General features: G+C 50.1%; 5 protein-coding genes and 1 pseudogene. All 6 read right to left on the reverse strand.

Annotated features, from left to right (window positions below):
* A pseudogene (locus AB7E14_RS22570) lies at positions 1 to 164 on the reverse strand (EamA/RhaT family transporter); the annotation flags it as partial.
* Positions 165 to 308: 144 nt separating this feature from the next.
* Positions 309 to 758 carry a 50S ribosomal protein L9 gene (gene rplI / locus AB7E14_RS22575; RefSeq protein ID WP_042999192.1) on the reverse strand — a complete coding sequence of 150 codons (450 nt, stop codon included), beginning with the start codon at positions 756 to 758 and terminating at the stop codon, positions 309 to 311.
* A 41-nt stretch (positions 759 to 799) separates the two neighbouring features.
* Positions 800 to 1027, reverse strand: a complete 228-nt coding sequence (rpsR, locus tag AB7E14_RS22580; protein WP_000135199.1) for a 30S ribosomal protein S18 — start codon at positions 1025 to 1027, stop codon at positions 800 to 802.
* A gap of 4 nt (positions 1028 to 1031) precedes the next feature.
* Complete coding sequence (priB, locus tag AB7E14_RS22585; protein ID WP_042321531.1) at positions 1032 to 1346, reverse strand: primosomal replication protein N; 315 nt, start codon at positions 1344 to 1346, stop codon at positions 1032 to 1034.
* 6 nt (positions 1347 to 1352) lie between these two features.
* A complete protein-coding gene (gene rpsF, locus AB7E14_RS22590) occupies positions 1353 to 1748 on the reverse strand; it encodes a 30S ribosomal protein S6 (RefSeq protein ID WP_042321529.1) in 396 nt (131 codons plus the stop codon).
* Positions 1749 to 1907: 159 nt separating this feature from the next.
* On the reverse strand, positions 1908 to 2672 hold the full coding sequence (locus AB7E14_RS22595) for a TSUP family transporter (RefSeq protein WP_044327173.1): 765 nt from the start codon (positions 2670 to 2672) through the stop codon (positions 1908 to 1910).
* Between the last annotated feature and the right edge of the window lie 35 nt (positions 2673 to 2707).

The raw sequence follows: 2707 nt of genomic DNA on the forward strand, positions 1-2707 counted from the left end.
GCGAAATCAATTTTGGACGGAATATCGTCAGCGGCGATCTGGAAGATCTCATAACCGCTCTTTATGGCCGGATAGGCGCTGCCCCAGAGCAGACAACAAAACGCCGCGCTCAGCCAGACAACATTTTTACGCGCAAACAAAGGTTGCGGGTGCGGAGTATCCATTCATCACCAGATTGAAATTATGTTTTATTTTTAGTGATTATCCCGAAAAGGACAAAGAATAGCCAGAGCGAAAAATGAGGGGAGCAGAAAAGCAAAACGCCGACACAAGGTCGGCGTTTCTTACGACGTTATCAGAATAAAAACTTATTCTGCAACAACGTTAATGGTCAGCTTAGCGAATACTTCGCTGTGAACCTGGAAGTCCACTTCGTGCTCACCAGTGGTACGCAGAACGCCGTTCGGCAGACGAACTTCGCTCTTAGCCACTTCAACGCCAGCTGCAGTTACAGCATCAGCGATGTCGCGGGTACCGATGGAACCGAACAGTTTACCTTCGTCGCCTGCTTTAGACGTGATGGTAACGGTTTCCAGTGCGTTGATTTTCTCTGCGCGTGCATTTGCAGCAGCCAGAACGTCAGCCAGTTTAGCTTCCAGTTCAGCGCGACGTGCTTCGAAGTATTCAACGTTTTTCTTGGTAGCAGGAACAGCTTTACCCTGTGGTACCAGGAAGTTACGAGCATAGCCCGCTTTAACGTTAACCTGATCACCCAGGCTACCCAGGTTTGCTACTTTATCAAGCAGAATAACTTGCATTACCTTATCCTCTCAAAGTCGTATTAATGGACCGTGACCGATTACTGATGACGATCAGTGTACGGCAGCAGAGACAGGTAGCGAGCGCGTTTGATAGCGCGAGCCAGCTGACGCTGGTATTTTGCACGGGTACCGGTGATACGGCTTGGGACAATCTTACCGCTTTCGGTGATGTAGTTTTTCAGCGTAGCGATATCTTTATAGTCGATCTCTTGAACGCCTTCCGCGGTGAAACGGCAGAACTTGCGACGACGGAAATAACGTGCCATATGGCTAGTCTCCAGAATCTATCAATTCAATCTGCTCGGCATGCAGAACCATTTTGCTCAGGCCGTTCTTTGCCTTGTGGCAAGAGATGAACCCCTGAACGGTCACTGCGCTACCGACCGTTATACTGTGAGTAATGGCCTGGTTTTCGTGTCCGCTAACAATCACGGGCATTTGGCACCACGCCTGCCGGTGAAATCCGGCTTCCTCCTGCACAGAACGATGCTCAAGCACGAACTGGCAGTGCGGAATTCCTGATGGACTGACCTTTCGAAGGGGGGTCCTGCACACGGTGCCGGACAACACCAGACGGTTGGTCATCAGAAATTACTCTTCAGAATCCCCAGCTTCAGCATCATCTGCGGTTTCGTTTGCGAAATCATCGCGACGCTCACGGCGCTCGTCTTTCGCTTTAACCATCGGAGATGCTTCGGTAACAGCGTGCTTAGTACGCATTACCATGCTGCGGATAACGGCGTCGTTGAAGCGGAAAGTTGTTTCCAGCTCATCGATCACTTCCTGCGGTGCTTCAACGTTCAGCAGAACGTAGTGAGCTTTATGCAGTTTGTTGATCGGGTAAGCCAGCTGACGGCGGCCCCAGTCTTCCAGACGGTGGATCTTGCCTTCTGCACCAGTGATGGCAGCAGAGTAACGCTCGATCATACCCGGAACCTGTTCGCTCTGGTCAGGATGGACCATAAAAACGATTTCGTAATGACGCATCGAATTGCTCCTTACGGATTATTCAGCCTCCTGTCTGGGTCAGCCGCGGCCCATGGAGGCAAGGAACGTGTTAAAGGTCGGCTGAAAAATTGACGCGTCATAATACTGGTGTCAGGCCGCAAACTCAAGGTGATTCCAGGAATATTTGTCAGGACGCCCTTAATACATATCCAATAGCATTTTGCCGCTGATGCAGATAGAGACAATCACGATCATCGGCCTGATCACTTTCTTGCCGCGCGTGAGGACTACCGTCGCCCCCAGGCGTGCGCCAAGCGCCTGCCCGGCGAACATCACCAGTCCCAGCGACCAGATCATTTTGCCACCGAAAATGAAGAACAGAATAGAGGCGATGTTGGACGCAAGATTAATGAAATTAGAGTGAATTTGCGCTTTATCGATGCTGTATCCCCACAGCAGGATGTAGCACAGGGTATAAAAGGAACCGGCCCCGGCGCCGAGGAATCCATCATAGAAACCAACGCACCCTCCCCCTATCAGGGAAAAGAGAAACAGTGACACCTGCTGCTTCTTTTTTGGTTCAGTGAGATTGGGGGCAAAAATAAAGTACAGCGCTACCGCGATGATGAGTACCGGTAACAGTTTTTTCAGCAGTTCCGGTTCAATGAACTGGATAAGCGTCGTCCCCAGAGCCGATCCCACAAACGCCGATAAAAAGACATACTTATGCTGCTGGACGTTGATATGTCCGCGACGCAGAAAGTAGATCCCCGACGTCAATGAACTGCCCAGCGCCTGAATCTTATTGGTGGCCAGCGCATTGGCTGGCGGCAATCCTGAGAGCAATAGCGCTCCAATCGATAAAAACCCACCGCCGCCTGAAACTACATTAATAAAACCCGCTATCAGCGCCACCATAAACATAATGGCGAAGTAGCTGAAATTCATGAATGAAGTATCCATATCTTTTTGCCTTATTATCATAAAGTTAGCTTTAT

Origin of the sequence: Citrobacter sp., from assembly GCF_050252275.1 — a bacterium.
Classification (GTDB): domain Bacteria; phylum Pseudomonadota; class Gammaproteobacteria; order Enterobacterales; family Enterobacteriaceae; genus Citrobacter_A; species Citrobacter_A amalonaticus.

What these genes read in the sequence shown, in the direction of transcription:
- rplI (WP_042999192.1), bottom strand. Translation starts at nt 758, where the DNA reads ATGCAAGTTATTCTGCTTGATAAAGTAGCAAACCTGGGTAGCCTGGGT.
- rpsR (WP_000135199.1), bottom strand. Translation starts at nt 1,027, where the DNA reads ATGGCACGTTATTTCCGTCGTCGCAAGTTCTGCCGTTTCACCGCGGAA.
- priB (WP_042321531.1), bottom strand. Translation starts at nt 1,346, where the DNA reads ATGACCAACCGTCTGGTGTTGTCCGGCACCGTGTGCAGGACCCCCCTT.
- rpsF (WP_042321529.1), bottom strand. Translation starts at nt 1,748, where the DNA reads ATGCGTCATTACGAAATCGTTTTTATGGTCCATCCTGACCAGAGCGAA.
- AB7E14_RS22595 (WP_044327173.1), bottom strand. Translation starts at nt 2,672, where the DNA reads ATGGATACTTCATTCATGAATTTCAGCTACTTCGCCATTATGTTTATG.